We start from the raw sequence: 15,850 nt of genomic DNA, 5'->3' as shown, positions 1-15,850 counted from the left end.
GTGCAAAGCGAAATTGTACGACGAATCAAGGCTTAAGGGCTAGTCTTGCCGGTGTGCCCGGGTCCTAAATTCATCAAGATCAGAGGGTAAATGCTTGGCTCTCAGGTATTCATGTGCAACCACGGACAGGCATTCGTAGCTTGGGAGGGGGAAAGTTCTGCCCGAGGTTCGAATATTGTCGATTTTCATGGAGTCGACATTGTCCCGACTCATGAGCGGTTCGCCTGGTGCAAGTTCCATCAGAAATGCTTGCGCCTTGGCGGCGAAGTCGGGAATGCCAAATACAAGCGGGTTTTTACCCACCGCCTGGGCTGACAGCTTGACCAATTCTTTCAGGGTGAAAATTTCGGTACCTACGAGATCATAGGTGTTGTGCAGCGTGTCTTTGCCTTGGTCTTCCACACAGGCAAACACTGCCTTGGCCACATCGCTGACTGAAACCGGCTGAAAGCGCGCGTCAGCGCCTGCCAGCGGGATGAAAGGAGCAATCTTTGAGAGCGAGGCAAAGGTGTTCAGGAACTTGTCTTCACGACCGAACACCACAGATGGGCGAAGAATTGTCCACGCCAAGCCGCTGTCTTTGACCACGGCTTCGCCATCGGTTTTGGACCGAAGGTACATGGATGGCGCCGGGTTTTGCACACCGACACCCAGCGCACTAATGTGAACAATGCGTTTGGCCCCGTGCTTGGACATCGCAGTGCACAGGGCTTTCGGAAATTCAACATGGTTGACCCGAAAGTTCTGTCCGTAAGGCTTGCCTGGTTTGCTGTGCAGAACACCCAGCAAATTCACGACAATGTCTTGTCCCGACACCAGGCGACCCAGTGTGGCACGGTCATGAATGTTTGCTTCAACAATTTGGCAGGTTGGCAGGGTTAGCAAATGCTTGGCCTTGTCGTAACGGCGGGTTGGCACTGTAATTCGGTAGCCTGCTTTGGCCAGTTGGTTGCAGACAGCCTGGCCCAAAAAGCCCGAGCCACCGATCACCAATACATTTTTTGTCTTACTCATAGGAACAGCATTCACCTGATTATTTGGATCCGTAGATGATACCCAGTCTTTGTTTCAAAGGGGTCGAGGCATTGTTCAACAACAGTGAATAAGCCACTGTATTGGACATGACGTTCTTCACGTAACCTCGAGTTTCATCAAACGGAATCAATTCTGCAAAAATAGCGCCTTCAATTTTCCGGTCGCCAAGGCGGCGTTTCCACAGGGCAGGGCGGCTTGGCCCAGCGTTGTAGCCTGCAGAGGCAAGCACAGGTGATTGATCATGCTGCTCAAACACCATTTTCAGATAGCTGGTGCCCAATGTCAGGTTGGTTTCTATTTCGGTAATGTCGGCGGGTTTGAAATCCGACATGCCAATTTTCTTTGCGACATACTTGGCGGTGGCAGGCATTACTTGCATCAAGCCGCTGGCGCCCACGCCCGAGCGTGCAATGGTCACAAAGCGGGATTCCTGGCGAATCAAGCCATAAACCCAAGACTCATCCACACCAATTTCCCGGGTTTTTGCTCGCATATTGTCGCGGAAAGGCGTGAGGTACCGCAATCCAAGATCATGTTCAACCTCGGTTCGGTCTGCGGCTGCAATGGCTCGATCATAAAGCTGATTTCGCTCAGCCCAGGTTGCGGCCGCAAGCAACTGCCGGTCGTTCATCTGCGCCACTTGCAGATTGAACTCCCAGAAACCTTCCGTGCGCAGGCCTGCATCATAAAGCGCCAGCGCGCGTAACAATCCTGGGTGTTTTTTCGCCCAGTCCAACTCAGCAGCACTCAACAATTCGGGTCGCTTGGGTGCTGTCACTGTGTCCCCAAGTTCCTCGTGCGCCAGTTTTCCGTAAAAGGAAAAGGGGCTGCTGGCCTTGATCCATTCTTGCCGGGCTTCAACCACCTTGCCTGACTGAGCCAGTGCACGTCCGCGCCAATAGGTCCAGGCCCTGTCCTCTTTCACATTCGGGCTCATCTCATTGGTGGTCTGAAGCACTGCATTCCAGTCTTCCAAAAGCAGTGCCGAGCGAACTTTCCACTCTTGCTGCTCCTGACTCATCACCTCTGGTTTGCTGCGCTTGAAGTAGGTCAGCGCGTTTCTGTCCCACACCAAGCCAGCGCGATATCCAATATGGGCCCACAACCATTGCTCAGAGCTTGCTGAAAGTTTGCCCGGGTCGTCCGCGGTAATCTGCCGCGCCACCCGTTCATGGTCCTCAACCGCCTTTCTGGCCAATGCGCCAGTCAAATAAAGGTCGGTTTCGGAGGCTCGGTTTGGCGATTTCAGGAACCTGTCGGGATTGAAAATTGCCTCCCGCAAAGTTTTACTGTCAATTGCTTTTCCCCAGGCTGTATCAGCAAATTCATCAACAAATTTGATCGCGTTGGTGAGTTGGTTGACCGCAACCATTTGCAGCACATGGCGATCCAGGTCTTGCGCGCTGACTCCGCCAAGTTTGTACAGATTTTTCAGAAGTACTCTGCATGTTTTGGGCAGGCGTTTGTCAAAACTCAGAACAGCATCCAGTTTGTATCTAACCAACTGTCCTTGTTCCGCGGCATACATCAAGTCAGCACACTCCACACCCTGGTCAGGGCGGTAACGCAAGAGTTGTCTCTGTTCCGCAAAATCAGCCCACTGCGCTGTCCGTGCCAGTTGCTCTAACCAGTCACGTCTTAATGTTTCAGCGGGCCAGCTGTTGTCGTGCTTGTTCAGCAACGGCAATATATCCGCTTTGCTCCATACCACTTCCCGATCGGGAAACTGTTTCTCCACCCCTTTTTGAAAAAAGCGGAACTGCCAGATCTCCACGTAGGGCCTGAATATGCTTTTTTGCGGCAACTCAGCGGTCAAGCGGTTAAACTTGTCGTAAGCGCCGTCTGCATAGGCAGATTTGATCTGTTTGATCAATTCTGCCTCGGTCTCTTTGTTGGCCATGGCGGGTTGAAATGCCATGGCGCCCAGCGCCAACAAAGGTAGCGAAATCCAACGTGAAATGTGGTGAGAAATTGTCATTGTTCCTGTCATGAAAAAATCATTGCGGCAAAGTGCGTTGGCTTATCGAAATCAGTTGCAGCCCGAAGAAATAATCGTGCTCAGCCAAGAAATTTCGGCATCTTTGGTAACTCTACTCCAAACATTCCAGCCTTGCACTGTGGGTCTGTTCTATCCCACGCGTGGTGAACCGAATGTACTGGACATCATGAATAATTTGATGCTGAATGGCTTTCAGTGGGCCTTGCCCGTCTGTTGTGAGTCGCCAACAGGTCCATTGTTGAAGTTTGCCAAGTTTGCGCCCGATGTGGAAATTGAGCTTGGTCAATACGACATTCCGGTTCCGAAGCTTAAATCCTGGGTTCAGCCCGATTTGTTGCTTGTTCCTTGTCTTGCATTTCACAGAGCGGGTGCCAGGCTGGGATACGGTGCTGGTTGGTACGATCGCACTTTGAGTCAAATGTCGATCAAGCCACTCACCGTTGGCGTGGCGTATTCCTTCACCGAGTCCAAAGAGAACTTCGTTGAACAACACGATGAGTTGCTTGACTATTTGGTGACCGAGCGAGAGCTTATTGTTACCCGCCCTGGCAATTCTCAATAACCGATCCGATCCAGAATGGCCAAGGTTGGCTGTGCATTGTTCATGGTGTAAAAATGCAGCCCTGGTGCGCCTTCCCTAATCAGCTGTTCGCAAAGGTTCGATACAACCTCTAGTCCGAATGCACGAATCGACTCGCGATCATCACCGAAGTGCTGTAGCCGGTTGCGCATCCAGCGCGGAATTTCGGCACCACAGGCATCAGAAAAACGGGCAAGCTGACTGAAATTGGTCACAGGCATGATGCCCGGAATCAAAGGAATTGAGATGCGGTGCTGTACTTGATCCCGGAAGTACAAAAATGCATCCAGATTGAAAAAGTACTGGGTAATTGCAGAGTTCGCGCCGCAATTAACTTTGTGCACGAAAGCGTCCACATCGGCTGCCGGGCTTTTCGCCTGGGGGTGAGTTTCAGGGTAAGCAGCCACTTCAATGAAAAAGTGATCACCTGTTTCCTGTCGAATAAACTCGACCAACTCGCTGGCATAGCGAAATGAGCCTGTCTCCAACATGCCAGAGGGCAAGTCACCGCGAAGCGCCACGATTCGCTTGATTCCGTGTTCTTTGTATTGTTTTAACAGTGCGGCGACTTTTTCTTTGGAGGAGCCCACGCACGACAAATGCGGTGCAGCCTCTTCACCTGCTGCCTTGATTTCAAGCACAGTGGAGAGAGTTCCATCCTGGGTCGTGCCTCCTGCACCGAAGGTCACCGAAAAAAATTCTGGTTTTCTTTCAGAGAGTTTTTCGCGCGTGGCTCGCAGTTTTTCTGCACCTTCGGCCGTTTTTGCGGGGAAAAACTCAAAGCTGATGTTCATCATGGTTTGTTCGTTCACAGTGTTATTGGTTTGTTGCAGCACCGGTACTTTTTACTGCGTGCACAAAATATTCCTGGTTGCCATCGCCGCCCTTTAATTCGCACTGAAAGAAATCTTTCACTGTCAATTCGAGCTGGGTACAGCAAGTTTTTACATCGTTTTCCAGTTGTGTGATTAGGTCTTTAAGATTTTTCACCAAACCATTCTTTCCAAGGTGTTCCGGTCCAACTTCAAATTGTGGTTTGACCAAAAACAGACCCACACAACCCGCAGGCATAAGCCGCGATATATTAGGCAACACTTTGCGCAAGGAAATAAAACTTAAATCCGCAACTGCCAGTTCAAACGGCATGAAGTCAGGTTTCAATGCCGCAATGTCATGCTCAAGTTCGCTGGCGCTTGCTTTGTACAAGTTGATGCCTTCCATGGCCATCACAGCATGGTGTTCTCTCAAACGCGGGTGTAACTGATCTCGCCCAACATCAATACCGACAACACTCAATGCACCCTTTTGAAGAAGGCAGTCAGTGAACCCACCCGTGGATTGTCCCAGGTCAATACAACGTTTGCCCTTGGCTTCAATCAGGGTATGTTCAAGCGCGTGGTGCAATTTCAAGCCTCCACGCGAAACAAAATTCGGCGCATCACAGTGAACCAGTTCCAGTGTCATGAATGGTTCAATTTGCTGCGATGCTTTTTTTACAACAACAGGTGCCTGAATTACACCGCCGCGCACCAACACCTTTCCTTGTTCAATCAAGACTTGTGCCTGTGCCCGAGAGGGGCACAGGCCTTTTTCAACCAAGGCGAGGTCAGCGCGCAAAGGTGGTTCTTTCCCTGATTAATAGCGGTAGTGGTCTGGCTTGTAAGGGCCGTCTTGCTTCACGCCAATGTAACTTGCTTGTGCTGGGCTCAGTTCGGTCAACTGGGCACCAATTTTCATCAAGTGCAGGCGGGCCACTTTTTCGTCCAAGTGCTTGGGCAATACATACACACCCACTGGGTACTTCTCGTTTTGCGTCCACAGTTCGATTTGTGCAATCGTTTGGTTGGCAAAGCTTGAAGACATGACGAAAGAGGGATGACCTGTGCCGCAACCAAGGTTGACCAAGCGGCCTTCAGCCAACATGATGATGCGCTTGCCGTCCGGGAAAATAATGTGATCAACCTGTGGCTTGATGTTTTCCCACTGGTACTTTTTCACGCTGGCAATGTCGATTTCATTGTCGAAGTGGCCGATGTTACAAACAATCGCCTGGTCCTTCATCTTCACCATGTGATCGTGGGTGATAATGTCCTTGTTGCCCGTGGCAGTCACGAAAATGTCAGCTTTGTCCGCTGCGTAATCCATGGTTACAACACGGTAACCTTCCATTGCAGCCTGCAGTGCGCAAATCGGGTCGATTTCTGTAACCCAAACTTGAGCAGACAATGCACGGAGTGCCTGAGCCGAGCCCTTGCCCACATCGCCGTAACCCGCAACAACAGCCACTTTGCCTGCGATCATCACATCGGTGGCGCGCTTGATGCCATCCACCAGTGATTCACGGCAACCATACAGGTTGTCAAATTTCGACTTGGTCACCGAGTCGTTCACGTTGATTGCAGGGAAGGCCAGTTCGCCCTTCTTGTGCATTTCATACAAGCGGTGCACACCAGTCGTGGTTTCTTCCGTCACGCCCTTGATTTCTTTCAGGCGCTTTGAATACCAGGTGGGGTCTGTTTTCAGCGTTTTCTTGATCGATTCAAACAGGCACACTTCTTCTTCGCTGCCGGGGTTGTTCAAGACGCTGATGTCTTTTTCAGCTTTGGTGCCCAGATGCAGCAACATGGTGGCGTCACCGCCATCGTCCAAAATCATGTTGGAATAACCACCATCAGCCCATTCAAAAATGCGGTGGGTGAAATTCCAGTAATCGGTCAGCGACTCCCCTTTAAAGGCGAACACGGGAATGCCGGCAGCAGCAATCGCAGCAGCGGCATGGTCTTGAGTTGAATAGATATTGCAAGAGGCCCAACGCACTTCAGCACCCAATGCTGCCAGTGTTTCAATCAGCACCGCTGTTTGAATGGTCATGTGCAGTGAGCCGGTGATGCGAGCGCCTTTCAAAGGCTGGGATGCAGCAAATTCCTTGCGCATGGCCATCAAGCCAGGCATCTCGGTTTCTGCAATTGCGATTTCTTTGCGGCCAAAATCGGCCTGATTGATGTCGGCTACGAAAAAATCGTTTTCGCCGGTAGCGGTGATTGGTTTTGCAATGGCGTTCATCACGCCCTCCTTTTTAAAGTTCATAAAGAAAGAAGCGTGAGCGCCGTTGTTTATTTCTTGTTCGAGCCTAGCACCCCAAAAAGCATGGGTGTGTCGCAACGCTCCTCGAACGATGTAAATTATAACAGGGTAGGGTCAGGAAGGCCAAGCGGTATTCTGCCCATCCTTCCTGCAAAACATCCCTTGAATCAAATACCTGCTGCTGCTTTTAAGGCTTCTGCCTTGTCAGTGCGCTCCCAGCTGAATTCTGGTTCTTCACGGCCAAAGTGACCATATGCTGCTGTTTTCGCATAAATGGGGCGCAACAGGTCCAGCATCTGCACAATGCCTTTCGGACGCAGGTCAAAATGAGCGCTCACCAATTCGGTAATCGCGCTGTCTTCAATTTTCCCGGTGCCAAAAGTGTTCACCATGATCGAAGTTGGGCGTGCTACACCAATCGCGTAGCTCACCTGCACCAGGCATTTCTCAGCCAAGCCCGCTGCCACAATGTTTTTCGCCACGTAGCGGCCAGCATAAGCGGCCGAGCGATCCACTTTGGATGGATCTTTGCCCGAGAATGCGCCGCCACCGTGTGGAGCTGCACCGCCATAGGTGTCCACAATAATTTTGCGACCAGTCAAGCCACAATCGCCTTGTGGGCCGCCAATCACAAAGCGTCCGGTGGGGTTGACCAGAAAGTTGATGTTCCCTTTCACCAGTTCTTTGGGCAACACGGGTTTGATAACCTCTTCAATCACAGCCTCGCGCAGGGTGGCCAATTCGATGTCTGGCGAGTGTTGGGTTGAAAGCACCACCGTGTCGATGCAGAAAGGCTTTCCATCCACATATTTGATGGTGACCTGCGATTTTGCATCCGGGCGCAGCCAAGGCAGGCGGCCGTCTTTGCGAAGCAGGCTTTGGCGTTGAACCAACTGGTGCGACAGGCTGATGGCCAGCGGCATCAATTCGCGGGTTTCGTTCACCGCATAACCAAACATCAGACCTTGGTCTCCGGCGCCTTGGTCCAGGTCATTGTCATGGGCTTTGTCCACGCCTTGGGCAATGTCCGGGCTTTGACGGTCGTAGCACACCATGACAGCGCAGCTTTTGTGATCAATACCGAAATCACCATTGTCATAGCCGATTTTCTTCAGGGTTTCACGCGCAACGTCAATATAGTTCACCTGCGCGGTGGTCGTGATTTCGCCAGCCATGACCACCAAACCGGTGTTGGTCAGCGTTTCTGCGGCCACGCGAGCCGTGGGGTCTTGTTCGAGAATTGCATCTAAAACTGCGTCGGAAATCTGGTCTGCAACCTTGTCCGGGTGGCCTTCCGACACTGATTCCGATGTAAAGAAAAATTCGTTAGACATTAAAAAAGCTCCAAATAAACAGGGGGTTATTACAGCCGCCATGTTCGTTTGAAGCCCGGCGACGCTTTAGCAGATTTGTTTTAGTTCGCCCCGCAAGTTGTCATTTAACTCAGCGAACTTGGGAAATATACAACATTTGAGGGCGAAGGCAAAGCGCGTACTGGTTACAATCTGGCCCATGGTGAAATATTTGTTCAAAGCTTTGTCGGCATTTCCCTTGCCGGTCCTGCATGCACTTGGTGCGTGGCTGGGGTGGGCTGTGTATGGTTTGTCGGCCAGTTACCGTCGCAAAATCGACACGCATTCCAAAATCGCTTTTCCCCACAATGAAGCAATTCGTCTTGGTGTTGTAAAGGGCTCGGTCAAGCATGCCGGGATGGCGCTTCTGGAGCTCCCCTTTCTCTGGGGCATGTCCACGCAACAGGGAGCAGCGCGGTGCACCGACATTACCGGCTGGGACGTTGTTCAACGTGCCCAAGACAAGGGAAGAGGCATCATCTTTTTAACACCACATATGGGGAGTTTTGAATCAACAGCCCAGGTTTTTTCCACCCGCGCGCCCATTACTGTGTTGTATCGACCCAATCGCAAGGCAGAGCTTCAAGATATTATTGAAGACAGCCGGGCCCGTGACAACGTCGCTTTGGCCCCCACCACACTTGGCGGCGTGAAAATCCTGCTTAAGGCGTTAAAGCGGGGCGAAGCGGTTGGCATGTTGCCCGACCAGGTCCCGGCCCACGGTGAAGGCGTGTGGGCACCCATGTTTGGTCAGCCCGCTTACACCATGACCTTGCCAGGTCGATTGCATCAGGCCACTGGTGCAGCCATTGTTTTGGCAATCGGCTACAGAAAACGGGGTGGTGAGGGCTTTCGCCTGGAGTTGTACCAAGGCCCGGAGTCATTGAGTGCTGATCCCGTCGAGGCGGCCACTCAAGTGAATGCAGAAATGGAAAAACTGATTCTGATGCATCCAGAGCAATACTATTGGGGCTACGAGCGTTATAAATCTCCCAAAGGCCAGCAGGCTCAACAAGGGCAATCGTGACTGAATTCCTGATCTCAATCTGGTTCGCGCTGGCGCGGCTTCCGTTTTTTGCTTATCGGCTTGTTTCTACATCCATCTCGATGTTGTTGGCCGTCCTGTTGTTTGCCTTGGCCCGCGAGCGCCGCATGGTCGCGCTCACCAACCTCTCCCTGTGTTTTCCTGATTCATCCATGGTCCAGCGCATTCGTTGGGCTTTGGCCCACATTTACTTTTACTTGCGTACTTTTCTGGACAGGGCCTGGTTGTGGTCAGGCGATGAAAAGGTAGTCCGTGATCGGGTTCGAATTGAGAACCCTGAGGCGTTGGTCAATCTTGATGGTGGTCGTCCGACTATTTTTCTGGCGCCCCATTTTCTAGGTCTTGATGCGGCCTGGAGCCGCCTGTGTCTCGAAATTGACATGGTCACCATGTACTCAAACCAGAAAAATCCGGTATTGAATTCGCTGATATTGCAGGGTCGCTCCAAGTTTGGAGACCAACTGCTTTTGTCCCGCCAGCAGGGCGTGCGTCCATTGCTGGCTGCGATGAAAAAAGGCCGGCCGCTGTATTATTTGCCTGACATGGACTTTGGCGAGCGCGACTCTGTCTTTGTCAACTTTTTTGGCGTTAAGGCAGCCACCGTGACAGCGGTGGCCAGGTTGTCGAAGCTGCTTCAGGCGCAAGTTGTACCGGTGACTACCAAATACAGCAACGGCCGTTACAGCATCCATATTCACGAGCCACTGCCCAATTTTCCGCTGGACGACGACACCGATTCCACTCAAGTCATGAATCATCACATTGAGTCTTGGGTGAAAGACAACATTGCGCAATACTTGTGGTTGCACAAGCGGTTCAAAACCCGCCCGGCTGGCGAGTCCAGAATATACTGACACTTGAAACATACACACTAGGTTCTTTGACCAAGAGACGATGGCAACTTCGAACAAACTCAAGTTCACCAAAATGCACGGTGCAGGCAACGATTTCGTTGTGCTGGACAACTTCGGGGGTCAAATTGACCTCAATCCCGGGTTGATCAAGCGGCTTGCGGATCGTCATTTTGGTGTTGGTGCTGACCAGATTCTCATTGTCGAATCTTCAAGCCTTGCTGATTTCAAATACCGAATTTTCAATGCGGACGGGCAAGAGGTGCAACAGTGTGGCAACGGCGCTCGTTGTTTCGCGCAGTATGTGTTTGACAAAGGGCTCACTCAAAAAAATCAAATCACCGTTGAAACGCTCGCGGGCATTATTCAACCTGAATTGATCAAGCACAATTGGGTCAAGGTGAATATGGGGCCGGCGCAGTTTAATGCTGACAAAGTACCGTTCATCGCAGAAGGCTTGGCCAGTCGCAAGGCGGGCAGTCTGACACAGTACAAACTACCGGTTGATTCAGGTCCCGGCCTGGAAGAACTGTGGGTCGGTGTCGCATCCATGGGCAATCCCCATGTCGTGATCTTGTTGGATCAACCCGCCTCCGACGCGCTGGTTCAGCGTTTGGGAGCAATACTTGAGTCGCATCCCCGTTTTCCTGAAAGGGTTAACGTGGGGTTTCTTCACATTGTTGATCGCAGTCGGGTTCATCTCCGCGTCTATGAGCGCGGGGTGGGTGAAACCCTGGCTTGCGGAACAGGTGCATGCGCAGCTGCCGTTGTTGGCATGAAAATGGGGCTGATCGCCGAGCGTGTGGATGTGGTCAAAGCCGGTGGAACGCTCACCATTGAATGGAGTGGCCAGCAAGACAGTGATGTCCTGATGACTGGCCCAGCGCAAACAGTTTTCGAAGGAGAGTTTTACTTATGACTGACGAGGCCGTTCAGGTTGCCGATTTTCTGAAAGCACACCCCGATTTTTTGATCAGGAATCCGGGTATTCTTGCTTTTATCAAACTGCCCGAGCAAAGCACCGGGAACGTGGCATCGTTGCACGAGCGTCAGGTTCAAACCATGCGTGAAAAGGTGAAGTCCCTCGAGCACAGGGTGGTCGAAATGACCCACGCGGCGGTTGAAAACCAAGCAATTATCGACAATCTTCAGTCGATTACCCGCACCTTGCTGACAGTCAAAAGTGCCACTGATTTGCCCACTGTGTTGGTCGAGGCAATCAAAAAGAAATTTGTGGTGCCAATCGTTCGTTTGCAATTGTGGGAGAACGACAGTTCCACAGTCAGTGCTTCCGACAAGGAACTCATCGATGGCATGAAAAGCCTCTACTGCGGGTTTGCTGAAAATGCGCCCACATTGTCGGTATTCGATGGCGAAGAGGTAGTGCCCCGCTCGGTGGTGTTGATCCCTTTGCGTGTTGGTGCGAGTCCAGAGACCTTCGGTTGTCTGGGCTTCGGCTCTCCCGACAAAGACCGGTTTTCGCCAACCTTGGAAACCGATTTCCTGAATACTCTGGCCGAAACCGCATGCGCAGCGCTGAGCAGACTCCAGAACACGCAATCCTGATTCAGCGATATCTGGACTTTTTGCGCCTCGAGCGGCGTTACAGCGAGAACTCTGTGAAGGCGGCGCACGGTGATCTGTTGCTCATCGACATGCCGCCAGCGCAGGTCACGGCCACCGCGCTCAAATCAATCCTTGCCCGGCGCCATGCCAAAGGTGCGGCACCTGCCAGTTTGGCGCGGGTGGCTTCAAGCTGGCGCGGGTTTTTCAAGTATTTGCTGAGCAACGGCCTGATCAGTCTTGATCCCACTTTGGGGCTCAAAACCCCCAAGCTACCAAAATCCCTTCCCAAAGCCGTGGGGGTCGATCCCTTGGCCGCCTTGCTCGCCAGACCACTTCCGCAAGAGTTTCGTTTTGCTCAGGCGCACGTCTTGATCGAACTGCTGTACTGCACTGGATTGCGGATCAGCGAGGCATTGACACTTCAGGTCGACGCCTTGAGAGGATCAACAGAATTGCGGGTAATCGGAAAAGGAAACAAGGCCCGCATTGTGCCAGTGGTTGACACCCTGCAAATCCGTTTCAAAGAATTCACCGAGCCACGACAGTGCCATTTGGTCGAGCAGGGGAGGGGGCAAGAAACGGCCCTTTTTGTATCGGCCAAGGGAAAGCCGTTAACTGTCAGGCAGGCACAGCGAGATGTCGCCGACCATGCTGCAAATTGCGGCTTGGGGCAACACTTACACCCTCACATGTTGCGTCACTCGTTTGGAAGTCATTTGCTGCAGGGGACACAAAACCTGCGAGCAGTTCAGGAATTGTTGGGGCACGCGTCTATTGCTTCAACGCAGGTATACACGGCGCTTGATTTTGATCACCTTTCCAGCGTTTATGACAAGGCTTTTCCCCGCGCCAAATAAAGCTTGTTCCCTGATTACAGCGCTGAAAGCAAGCGTGTCGCAGCCAAACCCAACGTTTCATTGCCCTGTCGCGTGGTGTCGCTGGCAATCAGCCGGTTTAGCATCTTGGCTGTGTTGTGGGTGGGGTCATTGGCGCTGAATCGCTCCCGTGCCTGAATCATGGATTCAATCACGTAATCAGCTTCGCTTCCCGCATTCTCTTTTGCATAAAGAATGGCCACGGTATCGGCGAATAACTCCTGTTTGTAAACCATTTCTGGTTTTGGGCCAAAGCTTCCGGTGTTCTGAATACCTCGAAACTCGTCTGCATCCACCTCGTAGTTGGCCACGAAAGAACGACTTTCCCGAAAACAGTGCCCCATCTCATGCGCCACAGATGCAGCAATAATTTGTGTCCAATGTGCGCGATTGTTTTCGTTCAAAAACCGGCCCCACTGTGCCCAGGCTGTTTCATTCGTGTTCACAATCACCACGCACTTGCCATTGGCATAGGCCAAGGCGCCTAAAGGCGTAGGTTCAGGGCGTGCTGTCACGATCAGAGAGGGCTTGGTTTTCATTTCTGCAGCCAGCTCGGCCATGACTTCCGTGGCGATTTGTTCAACTTGCTTGGCGGGCAGCTGTGTCAGGTTGATTGAGCCAAAACCCAAACCCAGAGAGAGAAGAAATGACAGCATTGCGTAATCCAAGCGTTGAACTTGAATTCAGTTTCTGCCTTTCCCCTGAGTTTCCTTTTGGTGAAAAAAGCCTTATAAATCAGGCTTTTCGTTCAAAGTAGGAGTCTGCAAACCGTGCCATGTAAGAACTTCCTTTACGAGCTCCCGACCCTCTAAAAGCTGCGCTTGCCATTTCACCGCATGGGTGCGTAGTTCAGGCAAGTAGGGCAAAAGCGCAATCCAGGTCTTGCCAAAATCTTCCGGTGCCGCAATACCGTTCCAGGCCATCCAGCAATTCCAAAGTGCCTGCTTGCAGTCCTCGCCAAGGTCTTTGGCGTACAACTCGTAAAAGCAGGCAAGTTTCTCGGCATGTGCCTGGTCTTGAGTGGGGTAAATTTGCCAAATAAACGGTTTGCCCGCCAGTTGAGCTCGAACAAACGAGTCTTCCCCTCTTACAAACAGCACGTCGTATTGCGCCAGAAGTTCATCAAATTCACTTTGTGCGACGAAGGGAACCGCAACGGCACAATCATCTGGTTCGGGCAGGACTGCATTGCCTGCAAGTCCAATTTTCACAGTGTGTTTCGGGGTGCTTATTGCATTGCAAGTGTCTATTAGCTTTCTTGTGGGCGCATTCGAATAGGCGAAAACGAAGATGTTCAGGCTTGTGCTGTTTACGGGTGGCTGTTTCCCGATCAGGTGGGTTGGATAGTCGCAATGAATCAGCCCACCTGTTTTGTTGGTAAAGCCAGGATAGAAAAAAGTGGTCACATGCCCGCTACTAGGGTCCACTGAGGTACTCAAGTGAAAGTCTTCAACCCATTTTTCGGACGAAAGGTAGTCAATCAGCAGCCAGGGGGTGTGGGGAAACTGGCTTTTCAGTGCTAGATCGAAGCGGAATTTGGTTTGTTCACTTGATGTTCCAAACGGCTCCAGAATCAGGTCCAGAGTTTGCTGCCACCCAGTTTCAAAGTCGGTTTTCGTCGCATCGATGAGTGTTAGCTTGTCATCATCCGGGCAAGGGTACAGCGCCTCAAAGGTAACTGGCTCGTCGTGAAACAAATAGACGCTGTGGCCCGAGGTAGCCAAGGCTTTGGCCAAGCGAAGGGAAAAGCCGGCATCGCCGAAATTATCGATTACCTTGCAAACGATACCGATGTTCATAGCGCCTCATGCCAGAAAATACAAAGGGCCCCAATGGGGCCCCAGCAAATCCACACTGTTGTGAATAATTTACTTCACACGGTTGCGGTATTCGGCTGTGCGTGTGTCAATTTCAATTTTGTCGCCAATTTCAACAAATGCGGGCACCTGAATTTCAAAGCTGGTGGGCTTGATGCGTGCTGCTTTCATAATCTTGCCGGAAGTGTCGCCTCGTACGGCTGGCTCTGTGTATTCAACTTCACGAACAAGGCTGGTGGGTAATTCCACAGACAACGCTTTGCCGTCATAGAACACCACTTCACATTCCATGCCGTCATCCAGATAGTTCAAAGCGTCACCCATGTTCTCGGCTTCCACTTCGTACTGGTTGTAATCCGCGTCCATGAAAACGTACATCGGGTCTGCAAAGTAAGAATAGGTGACTTCCTTGCGTTCCAGCACCAACAGCTCGAACTTCTCGTCCGCTTTGTAAACGCTTTCCATACCTGCGCCAGTCAGCAGGTTTTTCATTTTCATTTTTACAACGGCGGCGTTGCGGCCTGATTTGTTGTATTCAGTCTTCAAAACCACCATGGGGTCTTTACCAACCATAACCACGTTGCCTAAGCGAACTTCTTGTGCTGTTTTCATGAGTTTGATGAGGATTTAAAATTTAAGCCCCGTATTGTACTCGAAGTGTTTGATGACACAACACACTTTCGAGTGCGAATTCAGGGCATTTTTAATGGCTTCAAAGCAGATAAAGCCTTTTAATTCAGGGGGCTTTGCTGGCACCTCTATTTAGCACCGGGCTCGGGTCTACCTCTATATAGGAACCAGCAGCCAAGTCGGTTGGCAATTCATAGGGTCCCACCACCCTGCGGTGTAGCCTCTCAACATGGTTACCCACGGCGGCCACCATTCTTTTAACCTGGTGATATTTGCCGGTGGTGATGCCCAGCTCCAGCTTTCCGTCAGCCATCAAATTGGCTTTACTGGCGTAAATAATCTCGGGTTCATCATCCAGGTCAACCCCTTCTAGCAATCGCTGCAATTGCAAGTCCGTAAATGGTCGCGCTCCGGTCACCTCATATATCTTTTCTATTTCCTGCTTGGTGCCAACCTTCCCACTAATTAATCGGTGGATAAACTGGCCGTCATCCGAGAACAGCAGCAGTCCTGTCGTGTCCACGTCTAGTCGCCCAGCGGCTTGCAAGCCGCGCTTAATATAGTGTTTGGGCAGTAAATCAAATACCGACGGGTTGTGGCTGGGCAGGTGAGAAGTCTCATAGCCAGCCGGCTTGTGCATCAACACATATTTGTATTTGGTAATTTCGAAGCTATTTCCGTCAATTAGCAGGGTGTCTCCCAATGAAATTTCATCAACTTCCGGGTTGATTTGAATTCCGTTGCGAAAAATCTCGGAATTCCAGAAAATATTTTCGCATTCGCGCCGACTTCCAAGTCCTTGTGATTGCAGTATTTTTACGCTGGGTCTAACTTTCATGTAAAGATTCTTTGAATTTATTTGCCAAAAGTGTTTGACAGGTTTTGAAAGGATGTGCATAATCTCGTTTCTCTGCTGCACGACAAGCAGCACGAAACGAAGCAAACAAGCGGTTCTTCAGGGTCTCAGGTGGTAACGAGACAGTAGTGAAGAGCGGCAAGGTTAGCAGAAATTTCGA

The 15,850-nt window shown here is 51.3% G+C and carries 17 protein-coding genes and 1 riboswitch; of the genes, 6 read left to right on the top strand and 11 right to left on the bottom strand.

The window, feature by feature from the left end; all coding sequences use genetic code 11:
* Nucleotides 1–39 precede the first annotated feature (39 nt).
* The gene (locus FCS97_RS11830) at nt 40–1,014 is read right to left on the bottom strand and encodes a complex I NDUFA9 subunit family protein (RefSeq protein WP_138518645.1); all 975 of its coding nucleotides are present in this window, start codon (nt 1,012–1,014) and stop codon (nt 40–42) included.
* 19 nt (nt 1,015–1,033) lie between these two features.
* A complete protein-coding gene (locus tag FCS97_RS11825) occupies nt 1,034–3,025 on the bottom strand; it encodes a lytic transglycosylase domain-containing protein (protein ID WP_138518644.1) in 1,992 nt (663 codons plus the stop codon).
* Between FCS97_RS11825 and FCS97_RS11820 the strand changes: the two genes are divergently transcribed.
* Nucleotides 3,024–3,596: a 5-formyltetrahydrofolate cyclo-ligase gene (locus tag FCS97_RS11820; protein ID WP_138518643.1), complete on the top strand. Its 573-nt coding sequence runs from the start codon at nt 3,024–3,026 to the stop codon at nt 3,594–3,596. The two genes, FCS97_RS11825 and FCS97_RS11820, sit on opposite strands and share 2 nt — an antisense overlap.
* On the opposite strand, the gene metF is transcribed toward FCS97_RS11820, so the two are convergent.
* The 4 genes from metF to metK form a co-directional block, all read right to left on the bottom strand.
* Nucleotides 3,590–4,411: a methylenetetrahydrofolate reductase [NAD(P)H] gene (metF, locus tag FCS97_RS11815; RefSeq protein ID WP_138518642.1), complete on the bottom strand. Its 822-nt coding sequence runs from the start codon at nt 4,409–4,411 to the stop codon at nt 3,590–3,592. The two genes, FCS97_RS11820 and metF, sit on opposite strands and share 7 nt — an antisense overlap.
* A 19-nt stretch (nt 4,412–4,430) precedes the next feature.
* A complete protein-coding gene (locus tag FCS97_RS11810) occupies nt 4,431–5,231 on the bottom strand; it encodes a TlyA family RNA methyltransferase (RefSeq protein WP_138518641.1) in 801 nt (266 codons plus the stop codon).
* An 18-nt stretch (nt 5,232–5,249) separates the two neighbouring features.
* On the bottom strand, nt 5,250–6,677 hold the full coding sequence (gene ahcY, locus FCS97_RS11805; RefSeq protein WP_138518640.1) for an adenosylhomocysteinase: 1,428 nt from the start codon (nt 6,675–6,677) through the stop codon (nt 5,250–5,252).
* 31 nt (nt 6,678–6,708) lie between these two features.
* Nucleotides 6,709–6,790, bottom strand: a riboswitch (S-adenosyl-L-homocysteine riboswitch).
* Between the two features lie 75 nt (nt 6,791–6,865).
* Nucleotides 6,866–8,032, bottom strand: coding sequence for a methionine adenosyltransferase (gene metK, locus FCS97_RS11800; protein WP_138518639.1), 1,167 nt, complete (start codon nt 8,030–8,032; stop codon nt 6,866–6,868).
* Nucleotides 8,033–8,222: 190 nt separating this feature from the next.
* On the opposite strand from metK, the gene FCS97_RS11795 reads away from it, so the two are divergent.
* The 5 genes from FCS97_RS11795 to FCS97_RS11775 are packed head-to-tail and all read left to right on the top strand — an operon-like array spanning nt 8,223 to nt 12,369.
* The gene (locus FCS97_RS11795) at nt 8,223–9,077 is read left to right on the top strand and encodes a lysophospholipid acyltransferase family protein (protein WP_425460746.1); all 855 of its coding nucleotides are present in this window, start codon (nt 8,223–8,225) and stop codon (nt 9,075–9,077) included.
* Nucleotides 9,074–9,949, top strand: coding sequence for a lysophospholipid acyltransferase family protein (locus FCS97_RS11790; RefSeq protein WP_171035297.1), 876 nt, complete (start codon nt 9,074–9,076; stop codon nt 9,947–9,949). The genes FCS97_RS11795 and FCS97_RS11790 overlap by 4 nt, the downstream gene beginning before the upstream one ends.
* A gap of 40 nt (nt 9,950–9,989) precedes the next feature.
* Entirely contained in the window at nt 9,990–10,865 is an 876-nt protein-coding gene (gene dapF, locus FCS97_RS11785) for a diaminopimelate epimerase (protein ID WP_138518636.1), read from the top strand.
* The gene (locus FCS97_RS11780; RefSeq protein ID WP_138518635.1) at nt 10,862–11,512 is read left to right on the top strand and encodes a DUF484 family protein; all 651 of its coding nucleotides are present in this window, start codon (nt 10,862–10,864) and stop codon (nt 11,510–11,512) included. Before dapF ends, FCS97_RS11780 begins: the two co-directional genes overlap by 4 nt.
* The gene (locus tag FCS97_RS11775; RefSeq protein ID WP_138518634.1) at nt 11,473–12,369 is read left to right on the top strand and encodes a tyrosine-type recombinase/integrase; all 897 of its coding nucleotides are present in this window, start codon (nt 11,473–11,475) and stop codon (nt 12,367–12,369) included. The genes FCS97_RS11780 and FCS97_RS11775 overlap by 40 nt, the downstream gene beginning before the upstream one ends.
* 14 nt (nt 12,370–12,383) lie before the next feature.
* On the opposite strand, the gene FCS97_RS11770 is transcribed toward FCS97_RS11775, so the two are convergent.
* The 5 genes from FCS97_RS11770 to FCS97_RS16615 form a co-directional block, all read right to left on the bottom strand.
* Nucleotides 12,384–13,043, bottom strand: coding sequence for a hypothetical protein (locus tag FCS97_RS11770; protein ID WP_138518633.1), 660 nt, complete (start codon nt 13,041–13,043; stop codon nt 12,384–12,386).
* A gap of 72 nt (nt 13,044–13,115) precedes the next feature.
* The gene (earP, locus tag FCS97_RS11765) at nt 13,116–14,186 is read right to left on the bottom strand and encodes an elongation factor P maturation arginine rhamnosyltransferase EarP (protein WP_138518632.1); all 1,071 of its coding nucleotides are present in this window, start codon (nt 14,184–14,186) and stop codon (nt 13,116–13,118) included.
* A gap of 69 nt (nt 14,187–14,255) precedes the next feature.
* Nucleotides 14,256–14,816, bottom strand: a complete 561-nt coding sequence (efp, locus tag FCS97_RS11760) for an elongation factor P (RefSeq protein WP_138518631.1) — start codon at nt 14,814–14,816, stop codon at nt 14,256–14,258.
* 124 nt (nt 14,817–14,940) lie between these two features.
* Complete coding sequence (locus tag FCS97_RS11755; protein ID WP_212746487.1) at nt 14,941–15,672, bottom strand: pseudouridine synthase; 732 nt, start codon at nt 15,670–15,672, stop codon at nt 14,941–14,943.
* Nucleotides 15,662–15,850 (bottom strand): hypothetical protein (locus FCS97_RS16615; RefSeq protein ID WP_212746486.1); only part of this gene is annotated, 189 nt, incomplete at its 5' end. The genes FCS97_RS11755 and FCS97_RS16615, both read right to left, overlap by 11 nt.

The organism is Limnobacter alexandrii (assembly GCF_005871185.1).
GTDB lineage: Bacteria > Pseudomonadota > Gammaproteobacteria > Burkholderiales > Burkholderiaceae_B > Limnobacter > Limnobacter alexandrii.
The sequence above is the reverse complement of the archived record's forward strand: the minus strand, read 5'-3'. Positions and strand labels throughout refer to the sequence as shown.

Coding starts and splice junctions, on each gene's coding strand:
- FCS97_RS11825 (WP_138518644.1), bottom strand. CDS start 3,025: ATGACAGGAACAATGACAATTTCTCACCACATTTCACGTTGGATTTCG.
- FCS97_RS11770 (WP_138518633.1), bottom strand. CDS start 13,043: ATGCTGTCATTTCTTCTCTCTCTGGGTTTGGGTTTTGGCTCAATCAAC.
- FCS97_RS11755 (WP_212746487.1), bottom strand. CDS start 15,672: ATGAAAGTTAGACCCAGCGTAAAAATACTGCAATCACAAGGACTTGGA.
- metK (WP_138518639.1), bottom strand. CDS start 8,032: ATGTCTAACGAATTTTTCTTTACATCGGAATCAGTGTCGGAAGGCCAC.
- efp (WP_138518631.1), bottom strand. CDS start 14,816: ATGAAAACAGCACAAGAAGTTCGCTTAGGCAACGTGGTTATGGTTGGT.
- FCS97_RS11820 (WP_138518643.1), top strand. CDS start 3,024: ATGAAAAAATCATTGCGGCAAAGTGCGTTGGCTTATCGAAATCAGTTG.
- ahcY (WP_138518640.1), bottom strand. CDS start 6,677: ATGAACGCCATTGCAAAACCAATCACCGCTACCGGCGAAAACGATTTT.
- dapF (WP_138518636.1), top strand. CDS start 9,990: ATGGCAACTTCGAACAAACTCAAGTTCACCAAAATGCACGGTGCAGGC.
- earP (WP_138518632.1), bottom strand. CDS start 14,186: ATGAACATCGGTATCGTTTGCAAGGTAATCGATAATTTCGGCGATGCC.
- FCS97_RS11830 (WP_138518645.1), bottom strand. CDS start 1,014: ATGAGTAAGACAAAAAATGTATTGGTGATCGGTGGCTCGGGCTTTTTG.
- FCS97_RS11775 (WP_138518634.1), top strand. CDS start 11,473: ATGCGCAGCGCTGAGCAGACTCCAGAACACGCAATCCTGATTCAGCGA.
- metF (WP_138518642.1), bottom strand. CDS start 4,411: ATGATGAACATCAGCTTTGAGTTTTTCCCCGCAAAAACGGCCGAAGGT.
- FCS97_RS11780 (WP_138518635.1), top strand. CDS start 10,862: ATGACTGACGAGGCCGTTCAGGTTGCCGATTTTCTGAAAGCACACCCC.